Source organism: Pseudogemmobacter sp. TB195 (assembly GCF_058313095.1).
This window is the reverse complement of sequence record NZ_JBZEGG010000039.1, coordinates 1-15,202: the sequence shown is the minus strand read 5'-3', so window position 1 is coordinate 15,202 and position 15,202 is coordinate 1. Positions and strand designations below refer to the sequence as shown.

The window sequence follows — 15,202 nt, the reverse complement described above, 5'->3', positions numbered from 1 at the left end:
GGACCAACCATCCGTTTACTGCCGCTCGAACAAGTTGGGCGTGTTGCTCGAGACTGTCCGCGGGCCGGTGCCTTTGGGGACAAGGCCGTGGCGGCGCATCCATCCGAGCCAGGTCTGCAGGTCGGCCTGCTTAAATTTGCCCTTCTCCGGATGCCAGTCCTGCAGGAAACCCCGGATGATGGCAGCATCATCAGGTTGCTTGCCGTCAATCAGCGCATCGTTCCAAACGGCGTAGAGGGTTGCGACGGCCTCGGTTGCTGCGGTATCCTTGCCCTTGAACAGGTCAACAAGCTGCCGAAGGGTATCTGTCTTGCCGCCCAGTGCCGCCGCAAGGGCGTCTCGATGGCCCTCGGCGCGCGACATCTGTTGGAACGCCACCTTCTCGCGGTCGACACCCGTGCCGCCCCTGGTGTCATAATAGCCGTCCTGCCGCAGGCCCAGTTCGATTTCCTGCACCATGGCGTCGTCATAGGGGCCATAGCGGTACCGTTGATAGCGACCGGCAATGTCGTTGATGTTGGCATGCGCCTCGGCGAGGAACATCAGCTTCTGCAGCTTTGTGCGCCCTAGGTAGGGATCGGAACCGAGGCGGTGAACCACTTCGGCTGCGACCAACACTCGGAGTGTGCGACGATCTGGAATGGCCACAGGCCGAAGGGTCACGACTTCGCCGCTTGCGCGAGGTTGTGCGGTTTCCACCAGCCGCGCATGGGCAGCTACGTCGATCTGGCCCGTAACGGCAGCCGTGATCAGCGCGGCACGGTATTCGCGTAGGCGTGTGATGGAGGCTTCAACGAGATCAATCGTTGCTTCCGCTTTGTCGCGTGCAGTCGCAAAGATTTCAGCGTTCTTGGCTTGGGTATTCCTCGATGGCACCCAAAGCCGATAGTTTCCGAGGGTGTTGCGGTTGATCTTGGGCATCGCCACTCGCATGGATTCGAGTGTCGCCCAGTCGGTGAAGCGGCGAGATAGCAGTTGCATCAATAGGAATGCGGGCGTCAATCGACGGTCGGGCAAGATTGGATACATGTCGGCACTGCACATCCCGGCATCGGGCGCAATACAAGCCTTTGCCAGCGCAGGACGGATCTTACTGTATAGGACCGTCCCTGAGGGATAAGCATACTTGCCGCTGATAGCGCCCTGCTGATCAGCAGTCTCGACCGCCAGCAACCGTCCTGTCCCTGACTGTATGTGATTTGGCGCGATCAAGGGAACTCCGACCCAATCAGGATGGGTCGGATCAACCTGACCCTCGACAACACGACAGACCCAGCGAAACGGAATCGTGTCCGCATTCTTTTCGGTCGGCGAGGTCAGCCCCTCCAAGCATGCTGCCAAGCCTTCTCCGACTACCTCGATCAACCGCTGTTTCTTCTTGATCAGAGCGTCGATCCGAGCCGTTTCCGCGTCGAGAAAATCGGCAATCCGCTTCTGCGTGGCGAGGTCGGGAAGGTAAAGTCGGATATTCTTCATGTCCGAGTACCGGGTCGTCCAAAGGTCCGCCACGATGCCGTGTCCCCAGCGGTAGAACTCCTCTTGGAACGCAGGCGACCGCAACAAATGATGCGCGAACGGAGGATGGATACGAAGCGGTTCCAGAACGATGCTGATCAGCGAAACAGACCCATCTAAGGGTGAGACACCACCCGATCCCTTGCGGTCGGATCGGCTGTTTATGACATAATCGCCCGCGCGAACCAGTTTGCGATTGTCACCGTCATCAGACTTTGCGGCACTATCCAATTGGGGGACGATGCCGTTCATCGTGACCGAAAGTGGTTGGAAATCCTTGTCGCTAACTTTCTCTCGGCGTTCAGCGAACAACTGCCCAAGCCGGTAAAGTACCCATCCTGAAGGCGCGTGTCGGGTCATGATTTCCATCACACTACCCTCCACGCCGCGCGGTCCCGCCAATCGGCCGGAAAGCCCATCGCCGCTGGATCAGCCTGTGGGCATCCATCGATCAATGCCACCAGACGACCGCGCCAGCCACTGTCAGGCGCGACAACGCCCAACAGATGGTCCAGCATCACAAGGGTGTTGTGCAACATCCGGTCATGGGCGCCGCGCATCGCCACCGGCAGCGTGGCCGGAAACTTTGGCACGGCCATGGTCACCGTGAACCGCTTATTCCACAGCCGTCCATGGTGGGCGCAGATGTTGCGTACATAGCTCATGTGATGCGCGAACGAGATCAGCGCCTTTTCATCCAGCCCCAGGGGCTTGGCGATGGCCTGGCGGTCCGCCCGCAGTTTGAGGTTGCCCAGCCATTTCGACAGCTGGCCGAACGAAATCAATTCGGCCGCCATCCAGATCGGCGGCAGCGCAGGGTCGGTGTATTTGGTGCGGTAGTGCTCGGCGAAAGTGTCCTTCGACCACTTGAACTCGTCCGACAGCGAGGTCACGGCGCGGGCATGGCGGTCGCGACTGTCATACAGAGCCTGATCCAGATACTCATGCGAGCCATGGGTAATCGCCATGTGATGCGCCCATCCGGCGCGCAGGGCGACCTCGACCCGCTCGATTGCATCCATCACCAGAAGGCGCAGTTGGCGGTCAAAGACGTAGAGGGCAAGCACATCATCGAACCGCGTGCCGGGCCGGAACGCATGATCGCCCGCCGCGGCCGGGGCCTCAAAGGTTAGCCAGTAGGCGCGCAGCCGGTAGTAGGAGATGTGCTGCAGGTAATGACGGGCGACGGGTTCATCATCGATCACCATGCCGCGACGGCGCAGCAGCGCAAGTTGATCGGTGATTGAAGTGGCGGGTTTGGTGAACTTCATTGGGCGACCATGCCACCGATTTCGGCGCGAATGCAGGCCCCAGAAACAAGTAACCCGCCAGGGTGCGCAGTACAAAGCCGAAGCTCTGCCCGAGGCGTGGCGGGTCTTGTTGAAGCAACAGTTAGTCGAGGGTTGTCACCAAAGCAATAACGAACCGCACGCAGACACGAAAATTTCACACCGTCACCTCGGACAACAGGGTGGCGATCTCGGACTCGAGCGACTTCAGTTCGGCGTCGATCTCGGCCAGGGGGCGCGGCGGGACGTAGCGGTAGAAGTAGCGGTTGAAGTTGATCTCGTAGCCCACGCGGCCGACCTGGCCGTCGCGGTCGTCGGTATACGCTGTGTCCACCCACGCGTCAGGCACGAACGGACGCACCTCGCGGTCGAAGTATGCTTGCCAGTCTTCCAGCAAGGGGACAAGTTCATGATCCCGCAGACTGGTGTCGGGCTCGGGGTTCCCGTCCTTGTCCCGGCAGATCGCCGCGTCTTCATCCGGTGTCCCGAACTGCGCCAGGATGGCCTTGCGCACAGGCGCGCCGATCTTGATTTTTGCTTCGCGCAGCATCCTGGTCAGAGCCTTGTCGAAGTCGACGCGGTCCATGAACACTTCACCGCCCAGGTCGGCCTTCAGAGCGACCAGCAGGTCCTGCCGTTCCGAAGCGGTCAGCTTTTCCATGGCCCTGTCCTGCGCGAGCGCGATCAACGCCTCGTCTGTGACCTCGAAACGAAGGCGGAGGGGCCGTTCCACCCGGATTTCACGATAGCCGAAATCGGTGGTTGGGAAGATATTGGTCACGTCGCCATAGCCCGCATGGCCGTTCAGATACTCGCCGTAGATCCGCACGATCTCTGCCCGGGCCTCGTCGGTGATTTCCCGACGTTTCGATCCGAGGGATCTGCGCATTGAGCGCCAGAACCGTTCGCCTGAGGCATCGATCAGTTGTACCCGGCGGCGCCGATCAACGGGCTTGCGGTTGGTCAGGATCCACACATAGGTCTGGATGCCCGTGTTGTAGAAAATGTCAGTCGGTAGGGCGATGATCGCTTCGACCCAGTCGTTTTCCAGCATCCACCTCCGGATCTCGGACTCACCCGATGCCGCGCCGCCGGTGAACAGGGGCGATCCGTTCATGACGATGCCGATGCGCGAGCCATTTTCGTCGTCGCGCATCTTCGCAATCATGTGCTGCAAGAACAGCAGTTGACCATCAGAGATGCGCGGCAGGCCTGCACCGAACCGACCCTGCATTCCACGGTCTGCGGCCTCTTCTTTGATCGGATCAGCGTATTTCTTCCAATCCACCCCATAGGGCGGGTTAGACAGCATGTAGTGGAAGGTCTGCCCCTTGTGGGCGTCCTGGATCAGCGTGTTGCCAAAAGCGATGCGCGACGCATCGTGGCCTTTGACCAGCATGTCCGATTTGCAGATGGCGAAGGATTCCGCGTTCAGTTCCTGGCCGAACAGATCGACGTGCAGGGTGGGGTTCATCTCCACCATGCGCTCTTCGGCAATCGACAACATCCCGCCCGTTCCGCACGCTGGATCATATATGCGGCGCACGATGTGCCGCCCAGACAGTGCACCCTGATCGTTGGCGATCAGCAGGTCGACCATCAAACGCACGACTTCCCGAGGGGTGAAATGCTCCCCTGCTGTTTCATTGGACATTTCTGAGAAGCGACGGATCAGCTCCTCGAACAGATAGCCCATTTCGAGGTTGGATACCGCTTCCGGGTGCAGGTCGATCTGACTGACGCGGTCGAAAACCGCCCATAGGATACCGGCATTATCCAGCTTCTTCAGTGCTTCGGTGAACTCGAACTTCTCAATGAAGATGTCGCGAACGTTCGGACTGAACTTAGCGATATAGTCGATCAGGTTGGCCCGAAGCTGGCGTGGATCTTGTCCTCGCAACGAAGCGAAGGTGAACTGGCTCTCGTTATAGATCTGCCCACCCGGCGAGGCGATGGCCGTCAGGATCATCGCGCGCGCTTCGTCATCAGTTTCTTCGGGCAGCGTAGAAGCCGTTTCCAGCACGGCCGATTTGGTCGGCTCCAGAAGGCAGTCGAGGCGCCGCAGGACAGTGAAGGGAAGGACGATCTTGCCGTATTCGGATTGCTTGAAATCCCCACGCAGGATTTCCGCAATGGACCAGATGTACGCGGCGTTGGTCTTGATCGTTTCCTGACTCAAAATTTCACCTTCCAAAGTCCTCGGAAGGGCCTGTTTGCCTTCAACTTCCGCTGTTCTGCCTTGCATGACGATACTCGCGGTCTCGACGTCCATCAACCCAGCTTTCGCCCACGCCGCATACTATCTGTGCAAAGGATAACCTATTCTGGCCCGTCAGAAGAAATGGGGAAATCCAGATCGATCTTTCCCACCGGTTTAAGCAGCCCGGCATCTTCCAGTGCTTCGAGCTCCGGCAGATCGCGCAGGGTTTCGAGCCCGAACTGCACCAGAAACCCCGGCGTGGTGACATAGGTATAGGGCGCACCGGGTTCGGGGCTACGCGGACCTCGGGCGATCAGGGCCTGGCGGTGCAGCCGTGCGATCAGATCACGGCTCACTTCGCGGCCGGTCAGTCGCGAGATCGCGCCGCGGGTCACCGGCTGCATATAGGCGATGATGGTCAGGACGAGGGCTTCGTTTTGGGTCAGATCACGGGTGGTATCATCCTCACCGCGCGCCGCCCGGATCGCCGCCGCATGGTCCGGCCTGGTGCGGAATTGCCAGTCGCCCGACACACGTGCAATCTCATACGGACGCCCCACCAGTTCAGCGGAAATATCCTCGATCAGCAGATCCAGCCCACAATCTCGGCCCACCACCCGGGCGAGCACCTCCCGCCCCACTGGCTCGGAGGCGGTGAATAGCACAGCCTCAACCCGCGCCATCCATTCCCGCCAGCGCAGCGCCTGCGGCAGCTCGGCGAGTTCGGTGTCCAGCGGCTCAGATGATTTCGGGGCCATTGTCACAACCCGTAAAGCCGAAAGGTCGGCCGACCGGTCAGCTCACGCACCAGCCCGAGGGAGGTCAGCCGGTCGAACAACCGCCGCGCCGCCCGGTCACTGGCCTCGGCCCCCGCTTGGGCCGCCAGCGCATCCTCGGTCAAAAGTGCATTGATGATGGCGGCCGTGTCCTTTCCCGGCCGCCGTAAATGTGCCGCGCGCAACGCATCGGCGCGGCGGGTCAGCTCGGCATGAAGATCAATGGCGGCAACCGCCCCCCTGCCCCAGGCACTCGCGCAGGCCGCAAGCCATGCCTCGCCCTCCAGCCGAAAAGCTGCCCGCGGCAGATGGGCGGCGAGTAGCGGCACCGGCCGATCCCAGCCGAGCGCCCGGGCCAAAAGCGCATCCGCCAACCAGAGAGCAGGGCCGCGCCAGCCCGGGCCGAGGGCCAGCACGTCCCGCGCCGCCGCCGCCGCAAGCCGCAGGGGCGGGATGCGCCCAACAAACCGCGCGCCGAGGTCACGAATGACCTCAGCGCTCGGCTCGGATGCCAGATCGAAGAAGCCAGGCAAGCGCGCGGGCCACTCCGCCGATCTCAGCGCCCGCACCTCGCCAAGGGCGCGCCAGCCGATCAGCATCCGCCCGGCCGGACCGGGATCGTCGCCGGGCCTGCACAGGGCAAAGGCATCGCGCAGCTGTGCTTCGCCTTCCCGGCGCCCTTCCCACTGGGAAACTGCCGCCGCGCACGAGAGCGCCAGCCGCTTGCGCCAGAGGATGCCGACCGGATCCCCGGACCGGGCAATCGGGTCCAGCACCGCAAGGACTGCCCCAGCAGAAAACATCGCTGTTTCATGATCATCGCGACCAGCGCCCTGCCGCATCCATCGCGGCAGGGCCGGAGGATTTGAGGGAGGCAGGGGAGATTTTGTGCCAACTTTCATGGCGGAACGCTAGCAAGTATCGGCGCTTTATACTAGATAGGTTCTCATTATCCGCCGCGCCTGTCATTCCCGCATAATGTCCAATAAGGTTGCATTATCGGACGCAAAAGAATATGCTCAGCGGCATGTCAGAAAACACTGAGAAATCGAGCTCGGACGTGCCAATCGGGCCTTCGTCCAACGAGGACAACGAGAGAGATCGTCCTGACGGCGAGGCCTTGAGCCTGCCGTCCTTTGTGGCTGGCTCCGGCGCCCTTGACCGGCTGCTCGACACCGCCCGCGACTATGCCCGCGCGGCAGCGTCAGAGAACACGCTGAGGGCCTATGCCAAGGACTGGGCGCACTTCGCACGCTGGTGCCGGATGAAGGGCGCTGAGCAGCTGCCGCCGTCGCCGGAGATGATCGGCCTGTACCTCGCGGATCTTGCGTCCGGGTCAGGTCCCTCCCCTACCCTTTCGGTCAGCACCATAGACCGCCGCCTGTCGGGTCTCGCCTGGAACTACGCGCAGCGGGGATTTACCCTCGATCGCAAGAACCGGCACATCGCCACGGTGCTGGCGGGGATCAAGCGAAAACACGCGCGACCGCCGGTTCAGAAGGAGGCCATTCTGGCGGAAGACATCCTCGCGATGGTGGCCACCCTGCCCTATGATCTGCGCGGGCTGCGGGATCGGGCGATCCTTCTGCTTGGCTATGCTGGTGGGCTGCGTCGCAGCGAAATTGTCAGTCTCGATGTGAAAAAGGACGACACGCCCGACAGTGGCGGTTGGGTCGAGATTATGGAGAAAGGTGCGCTGCTGGCGCTCAACGCCAAGACCGGCTGGCGCGAGGTCGAGATCGGCCGCGGCTCGAAGGAGCAGACCTGCCCGGTCCATGCGCTCGAACAATGGCTGCACTTCGCGAAGATCGACTTCGGCCCCATCTTCGTGGGCACCTCGCGCGATGGCAAACGGGCGCTAGAGTCTCGACTGAACGACAAGCACGTTGCGCGACTGATCAAGCGCACTGTTCTTGATGCCGGCATCCGGTCCGAGCTGCCCGAGAAACACCGCCTCGCGCTCTTCTCTGGCCATAGCCTGCGTGCCGGCCTCGCCAGTTCGGCCGAAGTCGACGAGCGTTACGTCCAGAAGCAGCTCGGACACGCATCTGCCGAGATGACCCGGCGCTACCAGCGCCGTCGCGACCGGTTCCGGGTGAACCTGACTAAAGCAGCCGGTCTCTGATCGCGGGCTCATTCGGTCGTTTAGTCGCGTTATATGAAACTGCAAAAGACTGTTTTGATGCCCCTGATAGGTTATGCCCGGGTCTCGACCGAGGATCAGACCCCCCTGCCCCAGTCGCAGGCCCTGAAATCTGCAGGCTGCGCCGAGATCCATGAGGAGCAGGCCTCTGGCGGCAATCGTGCGCGGCCGGTGTTGGCGCGCGTGCTGGAACGCGTCGCCAAGGGCGACACGCTGGTGGTCGTGCGGATCGACCGGCTGGCGCGGTCGCTTTCGCATCTCCTCGAGGTGATCGAACGGCTTGAAGCCAAGGGTGCTTTCTTTCGTTCCATTCAAGACCCAATCGACACGGCATCGCCGCAGGGCAAGTTCACGTTGCAAGTGCTGGGGGCTGCGGCCGAGTTCGAACGCGCCCTGATCCGGGAACGCACCAAGGCCGGCCTTGCCAGCGCACGCACAAAGGGCCGCGTTGGCGGGAACCCTGGGCTGCGGGCCAAAGACCCTGCCGCTCTTCGCAAAGTGCGGCTGGCGCGACAGGACGGCTACATGGAGCGCCTGAACGAGACGGCACAAGACTGGGTGCCCCATGTGCGCCGGTTGCGCCCCGACTTGGCTTGGGAGGACGTGTTGCGCATCATCAACGGCCCCTTGCCCGAAGCGCGTAGCTGGACCCAAAGCCGCCTGCAACGCGCTGTGAAGGCCTATGTCCGCGACGGCTTCCTGCCTGTCGAGGTGCTGGCCCGCGCCGGGCGCCGCGAAACGGACGACCGCCTGCCCGCCATTGTCGCAGGCATCAAGGGCGCCAAACCCGACATGACCCTACGGGCCATCTGTGAACGGCTGGAATCTATGCGCGAACGCACACCACGTGGCCGAACGAGATGGCAGCCTTCTTCGGTTAAGATGCTACTGGAGCGGGCTGAGAGGCTGGGGCTGCTTGAGTAGTACAGAAACCCCGCAAATCATGCACGACATGGAAGGATTACAAGGCTAAGGCCAGCACCAGACTCAGAAGCCGTCCGCTCATGCAAAGGGGTTGACGATGCGAAGCTGGCCTTCCACCAGCAGGCCATCTTGCATGTCCTCGCTCCACAGCGTGGTACATCCCGCAACCAAAGCGCTGGCCACGATCATCGCGTCGTAGATCGAGAAGCCGTAGCGTTCCGCCAAAGCGCGGCCGACATCATGGGTCTGCACGGTGAGATCCTCGACGGGACACAAGGCGCGCACGCCTTCGAGAAAGGCCGCTGCTTCCTCCCAACTGAGGCCAGCTTTGCGGCGGCAGTTCACCAGTGACTCGTTCAGAACCTGAACGCTGATCCGGGGCCCCTGCCCCAGGATGACCTCGGCGCGATCGGCCTTCGGACCGTCGTCGAGCAGGTAAAGAACGACATTCGTGTCCGCAAACTCAGCGCTCATGCGCGTCGTCGCGGCTCAGACGTTCTGCTGCGGACAACTTGCCCCGGAAGCGGCGCAGGCCGGTCAGCACCTCATCCGCACGAGCAAGGCGACGGACTCTGACCCGTCCGTCGTCCTTGACCAGGTCGATCTGATCACCCTCCTTGACACCAAGCTCTCGGACGAGCTCTGCGGGCAAACGGACGGCCAGCGAGTTACCCCATTTTGCGACCTGCATCTTGACCTCCCATGCGGATATACGTCTTGTAATGTATATCCAAAAGGTTCCTAAGACAAGCCTGCCCACGAACCCGAGCCACTCTTGTGCATCACGCAGCGGCTGACACCACATTTAGAAAGAGCTTGCACGAATCTGACTCCTCCGGCAATAGTCACGGAAAAGGGCGACTAAACGCCATAATCCGTGAACACGCCCCAGCAAGAAAAAGGGGTCGCGCGAGGGCAGATGAGCAGAGCCGATACACAGGAAGACCTGAACACCGTGATCCGTCAGCACTCCGAGTTGCTGGCGGCGCAGCTGCATTCGCAGCGTGAGAGCCTGTTTCCGCCCGACGCATCCAAGTCTATGCGCAAATTCACCTCTGGGGAAGCTGCTGCTCTGCTGGGCGTCAACGACTCATACCTCAGAAAGCTCCACCTTGATGGCAAGGGCCCGTCGCCAGAAGTTTCATCGGGGAACCGGCGGCATTATTCGGCTGAAGATATCCATAAATTGCGGGTTTTGTTGGAGAAAACGGCTCGAAAGCCAGGAGACTACCTGCCCGGTCGTCGCGCCGGTGACCATCTGCAGATCATCGGCGTGATGAACTTCAAGGGTGGGTCCGGAAAGACGACCTCTTCGGCGCATCTTGCTCAACGGTTGGCCCTCAAGGGTTACCGTGTCCTGGCGATCGACCTTGATCCGCAGGCTTCACTTACGGCCTTGCATGGGGTTCAGCCGGAATTCGACCTTCTGGACGGCGGTACGCTCTACGATGCGATTCGTTATGAAGACCCGGTTCCGATCGCCGAGGTGATCCGCAAGACATACATCCCGAACCTCGACCTGATTCCTGGGAATCTCGAACTGATGGAGTTCGAGCACGAGACGCCACGGGCACTTTCTCGCGGCAACGCGGGTTTGTTCTTCTTCCGTGTGAAGGAGGCGCTGGCGCAGGTCGATGAGCAATATGACGTCGTCGTCATCGACTGTCCTCCGCAGCTCGGATTTTTGACCATGTCCGCGCTGTCGGCCGCGACAGGCGTTCTCGTGACGATCCATCCCGAGATGCTCGACGTGATGTCGATGAGCCAGTTTCTCAGAATGACGGCCGACCTGATGGACGTCATTGCCGACAGTGGAGCAGACATGTCGCATGACTGGATGCGGTATCTCTTGACCCGGTATGAGCCGACAGACGCACCGCAGAACCGTATCGTTGCCTTCTTGCGGACGATGTATGGCGACAAGGTCTTGAACGCGCCGATGCTCAAGTCGACGGCCATCTCGGATGCCGGTTTGACCAAGCAGACCCTTTACGAGGTCGAACGCAGCGCCTTCACTCGGACGACCTATGACCGAGCCATTGAAAGCCTGAATGCGGTCAACGACGAGATTACCCAGCTCATTCAGAAGACTTGGGGGCGCTGATGACCGACAGCAAGAAAAAGCGCATGTCCATGCTCGATAGTCTGGCTGCGGCGGGGACGTCCCCTGCCGCCGGTAGCATGATGTCAAGCAATCGGGCCCTGCGGTCGGCGCGTGATGCTGTCGATGCTCACCATGTCTGGGAGCTCGATCCGGTCGAGATCCAAGACGAGCGATACTCGGACCGCCTCGATCCAAAGGATGTGCACGATCTTCGCGCGTCGATTGAACAAAACGGGCAAACTGTGCCCATCCTTGTTCGGCGCCATCCGACCGACCCCAATCGGTATCTCCTCGTCTATGGACGCCGCCGTCTTGAGGCCATTCGTGCCTCCGACAAAGTGAGCAAGGTTCGGGCCCTCATAGCCAACCTGGACGATACCGCCGCACTGCGCGCTCAAGTCTCAGAAAACACTGGTAGACGTGACCTGAGCTACATCGAGCGTGCCCTCTTCGCTCAAGAACTGCTCGATAGTGGCTTTGGCTCTCAGGCACAGATTGCCGAGGTGCTGAACGTGACCCGCTCGGCGGTATCGATGTCGGTCTCTGTTGCCAAGGCGATCGGAACTGCCTTGGCCCACGCAATCGGACCGGCTCACGGCGTCGGCCGTCCCAGATGGGAAGCACTAGCGAAAGAGCTTTCCGACAGCCGGATCGATATCGACGAACTTTCCCGGGTTGCTCTTGATGTTCGTGCCAAGACCGCCGTGAGCGAACAGGCCGACGAGGATCCTAAGGTTGATCCTTCGGTGGCGGCTTTTGAAGCCGTTGCACGGCACATAAAAAAGAGTGTGAGTCCGACGCTCGGCAAGAAGCCGAGATCGAAGACCACTGCCCTTGTCATTGATGGCACGCCAGTGGGCGCGATCAAGAGATCTGGCCGGGCGCTTCGCCTGGACCTGACGGATGTGGATGATGCCTTTGCGGAGTGGCTTGATGCCCGCGCGCAGGACGTCCTCGAAGAGCTTCACGATCGCTGGAAACGCGAGACATGAAGAGAGGCAGAGCAGCAACAAAAAGGAGGCACGGTACAGGCTAAAGAAAAGGTCCCGCAAAGCTTGCGCTCCACGAGACCCCAACTTTGATCTTAGCACTTTCAAGGTAGTGGGCCAGCGCGCAAACCGCAAGTCATATGTGATTCGCGGAACAGCTTTTCTATGCCTTCGTGAACGACATCATGGATTACACACCGATTTCGCCGTTTATGCGGCCGATCTCGCACGCCCATCTGCGCATGGTCGGGCGTCCTGAGGCGTCTGTTCCTGGCAAGCCCGTCAACAAGTGGGAGCTCCTCCGCGAGCTGTCCAAGGCACAGGCCGCCTTTCGGGTTTCCGAGCGCGATCTGACCGTTCTTCAGGGGCTTCTCAGCTTCTTTCCGGATGATGCGCTTGGCGGGAACACCGAAATGGTCGTCTTCCCATCCAACAAGGCGATCTGCGAGCGGCTGAACGGGATGCCTTGCTCGACGATGCGTCGTCACCTCGCCCGGTTGGTAGAGGCAGGCTTGCTCATGCGGCGCGATAGCCCAAATGGGAAGCGGTATGTGCGCAAGCGTGGCGAAGATCGGGTGGCCTTCGGCTTTGATCTCTCCCCGCTCTATTGCCGGGCCGAGGAAATTGCACGGGCTGCAGAGGCTGTGCGTGAGGCCGAGGACCGTGTGCGGCGACTGAGGGAGGTGGTGAGCCTTATGCGTCGCGACCTGGCCGCTCTGGCGGAGTTCGGCGAGGAGATCCAGCCCGGGCTTGGCCTATGGGACCAGCTCCGCGACAAGGCAGCCCTAACCGCCCGCGCTCTTCGCCGCAAACTCTCGCTTGAGGATCTGTCGGCATTTCGGACTGAACTGGAGACCCTTCTTGACCAGGCGCGTAATGTGATTGACGGTCCTGAAACAGAAGAAATGAACACCAATGATGCCCATTTTGAGCGTCACTATCATACTTCAAATAAAGAATCTATAGATCTTGAACCTGCCTTGGAAAAAGGCGGGGCGGCGGGTGGCGTGCCTGATGATGATACGGGTGAGCCTGTGGCTGACCTTGAAGAGCCTGACACGAGGCGGGTGCCGAAAATCCCACTCCACCTGGTAATCGCCAGCTGTCCCTCGCTCAAGACTTTCTATCAGGGCGATATTCGACACTGGCACCAACTTTTCGACGCGGCTTGTCATGTACGGCCGGCCATGGGGATCAGTGTTTCCGCTTGGGAAGAAGCGCAACGCTTCATGGGACCAGAGCAAGCCTCGATCGTCGTCGTGGCTATGCTGGAACGTTTTTCCGACATCAGATCACCGGGTGGATACTTGCGGGCGTTGACGTCCAAAGCCGCGGCGGGCGAGTTTTCCTGCGGGCCGATGGTCATGGCGCTAATCGGACGACGGAGTGCGGCGTAATGTTCACAGCTGTGAACTCCTATCGCCTCGACCGTTCATTTGCCAAAGTTCACAGCTGTGAACTATCGCCACCGGTGCGGGAACAAAGGGTAGCTAGAGGGAAAGGAGTGTTGGTTTGAGGGTGACGGGAAGTGAGATCGGGAGAGTGGCTTCCAGCGCCCGTTGTGGAGAAGATCTGATGACCAATGCTGTTCGGAAAATCACCCTGTCCCCTTCGCGGGATATCCCTTTCGACAAGCTGTTGCTGAGCCAGTCCAATGTGCGGCGCATCAAGGCTGGCGTGTCCGTCGAGGAACTGGCCGAAGACATCGCCCGCCGCGGTCTCTTACAGAGCCTGAGCGTGCGGCCCGTCTTGGCTAACGATGGTGCCGAGACCGGCAAGTTCGAGATCCCGGCCGGTGGACGGCGGTTCCAAGCATTGTCCCTGCTGGTGAAGCAGAAGCGGTTGGCGAAGACCACGCCCATTCCCTGCATCGTCCGCGATGCTGCGTCCGACATCCTGGCCGAGGACGATTCCCTTGCAGAAAACATGCAACGCGTCGCTCTGCACCCGCTCGACCAGTTCCGCGCGTTTGTGTCACTGCGCGACAAGGGTCAGAGCGACGCAGAGATTGCTGCCGCCTTCTTCGTGACGCCGCAGATCGTGAAGCAGCGCCTCAAACTTGCCTCCGTCGCCCCTGCCCTGCTTGAGATCTACGCCGAGGATGGCATGACGCTGGAGCAGCTCATGGCCTTCACCGTGAACCCCGATCACGCGCTTCAGGTTCAGGTCTGGGATGTGATCCATTCATCCTGGAACAAGGAACCATTCCAAATCCGGCGCATGCTGACCGAGACCTCGGTCCGGGCGTCCGACCGACGCGCGGTCTTTGTGGGTGTTGAGGCCTATGAAGCGGCGGGCGGCACGATGTTGCATGACCTCTTTCAGGGCGATGACGGTGGCTGGCTCGAGGACCTTTCCCTGCTCGATCGGCTGGTGACGGAAAAACTCCAGGCCGAGGCTGAGACGGTTGCGGTTGAGGGCTGGAAGTGGATCGAGGTCGCGCTTGACCTGCCCTACGGCTACAGCCACGGCCTGCGGTCCCTGTCCGGTGATCCGGCACCGATGACGGATGACGAAGGTGCGGCTCATGCCAAGCTGCTCGACGAGTACCGGGCGCTCGAGGAGGAATACGCAGGGCAGGATGAAATCCCCGACGAGATCGACACGCGGCTTGGCGTGTTGGAAACGGAGATGGAAAAGATCGAGACCCGGCCGTTGATCTTCGACGCGGAGGAGATCGGGCGGGCAGGGGCGTTCGTCACGCTCGACCGCTACGGCTCGCTGGCCGTCTATCGCGGGTATGTGCGTCCAGAGGATGAGCCCGTTGACGAGGCCGCGGTCCAGGATGGTACGGATCCTGCGGCGGCGGGGCAGGGGGATGGTCGTGATTTTACCGATGGCCATGCCAGTGCCGCTCATGGCGGAACCGTCATCATGTCGGGTGGCCAGCCGATTGGCGGCGATCTGCCGGAGGATGAGGATGACGGAGCGCTGAAGCTATTGCCCGAGCGGTTGGTCATGGAGTTGACGGCCCATCGAACGCTGGCGCTACGTGAAGCGATCGGGCGCTCGCCGGATGTCGCGCTGACGCTGCTGCTTCTGAAGCTGGTGACGGACACCTTCCGAACCTCCGGGGCGTCGGGCAGCTGTCTCGAAGCCTCGGTGCGTCACGTCTACATGTCGGCGCAGGCGCCCGATCTGAAGGACAGCGTGGTGGCCAAGCTGGTCGACGAGCGTCACGCGGAAGGGAGTGGACAAAACATGGGGGTCATGCGGCGCGTTTTCTGTTTGCGACGGTCAGCCGACCATCGAGAACTGCGGC

General features: G+C 61.0%; 13 protein-coding genes. 6 read left to right on the top strand and 7 right to left on the bottom strand.

All coding sequences use genetic code 11. The features are described from left to right. Positions 1–15: 15 nt before the first annotated feature. The 5 genes from AC4FS3_RS26420 to AC4FS3_RS26400 form a co-directional block, all read right to left on the bottom strand. On the bottom strand, positions 16–1,884 hold the full coding sequence (locus tag AC4FS3_RS26420; RefSeq protein ID WP_491022994.1) for a hypothetical protein: 1,869 nt from the start codon (positions 1,882–1,884) through the stop codon (positions 16–18). Next, a complete protein-coding gene (locus tag AC4FS3_RS26415) occupies positions 1,884–2,786 on the bottom strand; it encodes an Abi family protein (protein ID WP_491022993.1) in 903 nt (300 codons plus the stop codon). Before AC4FS3_RS26415 ends, AC4FS3_RS26420 begins: the two co-directional genes overlap by 1 nt. A 175-nt stretch (positions 2,787–2,961) precedes the next feature. Continuing rightward, the gene (locus tag AC4FS3_RS26410; RefSeq protein WP_491022992.1) at positions 2,962–5,076 is read right to left on the bottom strand and encodes an N-6 DNA methylase; all 2,115 of its coding nucleotides are present in this window, start codon (positions 5,074–5,076) and stop codon (positions 2,962–2,964) included. A gap of 47 nt (positions 5,077–5,123) precedes the next feature. Beyond that, positions 5,124–5,762 (bottom strand): SMC-Scp complex subunit ScpB, encoded by a 639-nt coding sequence (gene scpB / locus AC4FS3_RS26405; RefSeq protein ID WP_491022991.1) that lies wholly within the window; start codon positions 5,760–5,762, stop codon positions 5,124–5,126. Positions 5,763–5,764: 2 nt separating this feature from the next. Next, positions 5,765–6,622 (bottom strand): DUF1403 family protein, encoded by an 858-nt coding sequence (locus AC4FS3_RS26400; RefSeq protein ID WP_491022990.1) that lies wholly within the window; start codon positions 6,620–6,622, stop codon positions 5,765–5,767. A gap of 173 nt (positions 6,623–6,795) precedes the next feature. Between AC4FS3_RS26400 and AC4FS3_RS26395 the strand changes: the two genes are divergently transcribed. Together AC4FS3_RS26395 and AC4FS3_RS26390 are read left to right on the top strand one after the other, a co-directional pair. Then, positions 6,796–7,905: a tyrosine-type recombinase/integrase gene (locus AC4FS3_RS26395; protein ID WP_491022989.1), complete on the top strand. Its 1,110-nt coding sequence runs from the start codon at positions 6,796–6,798 to the stop codon at positions 7,903–7,905. 57 nt (positions 7,906–7,962) lie between these two features. Further along, the gene (locus tag AC4FS3_RS26390) at positions 7,963–8,847 is read left to right on the top strand and encodes a recombinase family protein (protein ID WP_491022988.1); all 885 of its coding nucleotides are present in this window, start codon (positions 7,963–7,965) and stop codon (positions 8,845–8,847) included. 78 nt (positions 8,848–8,925) lie between these two features. On the opposite strand, the gene AC4FS3_RS26385 is transcribed toward AC4FS3_RS26390, so the two are convergent. Both AC4FS3_RS26385 and AC4FS3_RS26380 read right to left on the bottom strand, forming a co-directional pair. Further along, the gene (locus AC4FS3_RS26385) at positions 8,926–9,321 is read right to left on the bottom strand and encodes a PIN domain-containing protein (protein WP_047998273.1); all 396 of its coding nucleotides are present in this window, start codon (positions 9,319–9,321) and stop codon (positions 8,926–8,928) included. Continuing rightward, complete coding sequence (locus AC4FS3_RS26380) at positions 9,311–9,538, bottom strand: AbrB/MazE/SpoVT family DNA-binding domain-containing protein (RefSeq protein WP_491022987.1); 228 nt, start codon at positions 9,536–9,538, stop codon at positions 9,311–9,313. Before AC4FS3_RS26380 ends, AC4FS3_RS26385 begins: the two co-directional genes overlap by 11 nt. Before the next feature lie 228 nt (positions 9,539–9,766). On the opposite strand from AC4FS3_RS26380, the gene repA reads away from it, so the two are divergent. The 4 genes from repA to AC4FS3_RS26360 form a co-directional block, all read left to right on the top strand. Next, the gene (gene repA, locus AC4FS3_RS26375) at positions 9,767–10,951 is read left to right on the top strand and encodes a plasmid partitioning protein RepA (protein WP_491022986.1); all 1,185 of its coding nucleotides are present in this window, start codon (positions 9,767–9,769) and stop codon (positions 10,949–10,951) included. After that, positions 10,951–11,943: a plasmid partitioning protein RepB gene (gene repB, locus AC4FS3_RS26370; protein ID WP_491022985.1), complete on the top strand. Its 993-nt coding sequence runs from the start codon at positions 10,951–10,953 to the stop codon at positions 11,941–11,943. The genes repA and repB overlap by 1 nt, the downstream gene beginning before the upstream one ends. A 182-nt stretch (positions 11,944–12,125) precedes the next feature. Then, on the top strand, positions 12,126–13,337 hold the full coding sequence (gene repC, locus AC4FS3_RS26365; protein ID WP_491022984.1) for a plasmid replication protein RepC: 1,212 nt from the start codon (positions 12,126–12,128) through the stop codon (positions 13,335–13,337). A 178-nt stretch (positions 13,338–13,515) separates the two neighbouring features. Continuing rightward, the coding region (locus tag AC4FS3_RS26360) for a ParB/RepB/Spo0J family partition protein (protein ID WP_491022983.1) at positions 13,516–15,202 on the top strand (1,687 nt) is incomplete at its 3' end.

Excerpts from the sequence above, each read along its gene's own strand:
- AC4FS3_RS26420 (WP_491022994.1), bottom strand. The coding sequence starts at position 1,884 with ATGGAAATCATGACCCGACACGCGCCTTCAGGATGGGTACTTTACCGG.
- AC4FS3_RS26415 (WP_491022993.1), bottom strand. The coding sequence starts at position 2,786 with ATGAAGTTCACCAAACCCGCCACTTCAATCACCGATCAACTTGCGCTG.
- AC4FS3_RS26410 (WP_491022992.1), bottom strand. The coding sequence starts at position 5,076 with ATGGACGTCGAGACCGCGAGTATCGTCATGCAAGGCAGAACAGCGGAA.
- scpB (WP_491022991.1), bottom strand. The coding sequence starts at position 5,762 with ATGGCCCCGAAATCATCTGAGCCGCTGGACACCGAACTCGCCGAGCTG.
- AC4FS3_RS26400 (WP_491022990.1), bottom strand. The coding sequence starts at position 6,622 with ATGCGGCAGGGCGCTGGTCGCGATGATCATGAAACAGCGATGTTTTCT.
- AC4FS3_RS26395 (WP_491022989.1), top strand. The coding sequence starts at position 6,796 with ATGCTCAGCGGCATGTCAGAAAACACTGAGAAATCGAGCTCGGACGTG.
- AC4FS3_RS26390 (WP_491022988.1), top strand. The coding sequence starts at position 7,963 with ATGCCCCTGATAGGTTATGCCCGGGTCTCGACCGAGGATCAGACCCCC.
- AC4FS3_RS26385 (WP_047998273.1), bottom strand. The coding sequence starts at position 9,321 with ATGAGCGCTGAGTTTGCGGACACGAATGTCGTTCTTTACCTGCTCGAC.
- AC4FS3_RS26380 (WP_491022987.1), bottom strand. The coding sequence starts at position 9,538 with ATGCAGGTCGCAAAATGGGGTAACTCGCTGGCCGTCCGTTTGCCCGCA.
- repA (WP_491022986.1), top strand. The coding sequence starts at position 9,767 with ATGAGCAGAGCCGATACACAGGAAGACCTGAACACCGTGATCCGTCAG.
- repB (WP_491022985.1), top strand. The coding sequence starts at position 10,951 with ATGACCGACAGCAAGAAAAAGCGCATGTCCATGCTCGATAGTCTGGCT.
- repC (WP_491022984.1), top strand. The coding sequence starts at position 12,126 with ATGGATTACACACCGATTTCGCCGTTTATGCGGCCGATCTCGCACGCC.